Source organism: Treponema sp. R8-4-B8, from assembly GCF_054786175.1.
In genome coordinates this window covers 1-700 of record NZ_BDHE01000200.1, presented here as the reverse complement: position 1 = coordinate 700, position 700 = coordinate 1, and the positions used below count along the sequence as shown (strand labels likewise).

Genomic DNA, 700 nt, shown 5'->3' with positions numbered 1-700 from the left:
GCCATGTGCGGGAGATCCAAGATAATTCGCCCAGGGAGCCGGCGTATCCGGCCTGTCAATTACATATTCTCTTTTTTCAGAATCAAAATAACCATACTGCATTTTAATTTCTCCATATTGATTTTATAGGTAAATTTATTTTATCATAAATCAAATGGATTTAGAACAGGAAGAAGCGCTTTATGAATTTCTCGAAAACGCAAGCGAGCCGTTTACTCTGGACGATATCACAATCTATGTGCAGGCGTCCGGGCAGAAGCCGAGCAAGCAGCTTGCGAAGGAAATAGGCGCTTATCTGGACGTTAGAAAAATCGCTTTCAGGAAGGATAATAGACACTGGGTATCCCGTAAAGCGTGTTTTGAACCGGCAGTGTTTGTTATCACTCCTTCACGGCTTGAATTGCTCAATGGCATTTTAATCCCCGGACACCGGTGCGTTCCCTTTGCCAATCCGTTGACTTTGCCGAACTGTTACAAATTTTTCTGGAAGGGTGAGTCAATACCCGTAACAACCACGGAAGCTCCGCCAGACTTCAAGCCCTGAAATGCTGATCTGTATCATCCACCAAAACTGGTCTTGTGAATTTACAGATGTTTTCCCGCCATGAATCAACGTAAGGTTGCTCCCTCTAAAATTATCCATCGCCGTATTAATCAATTCTTTAATATCTGTAAAAGTATCTATCATGCTGTCCAGCGC

General features: G+C 43.1%; 2 protein-coding genes. One reads left to right on the top strand and one right to left on the bottom strand.

Annotated features, from left to right (window positions below; all coding sequences use genetic code 11):
- The first annotated feature begins 154 nt into the window (after positions 1-154).
- Positions 155-544 carry a hypothetical protein gene (locus ACYVRA_RS07880; RefSeq protein WP_461252187.1) on the top strand — a complete coding sequence of 130 codons (390 nt, stop codon included), beginning with the start codon at positions 155-157 and terminating at the stop codon, positions 542-544.
- Here the strand turns inward: ACYVRA_RS07880 and ACYVRA_RS07875 are convergent.
- A partial coding sequence (locus ACYVRA_RS07875; protein ID WP_461252186.1) for a hypothetical protein occupies positions 497-700 on the bottom strand: 204 nt, incomplete at its 5' end. The genes ACYVRA_RS07880 and ACYVRA_RS07875 overlap by 48 nt on opposite strands.

Excerpts from the sequence above, each read along its gene's own strand:
- ACYVRA_RS07880 (WP_461252187.1), top strand. The coding sequence starts at position 155 with ATGGATTTAGAACAGGAAGAAGCGCTTTATGAATTTCTCGAAAACGCA.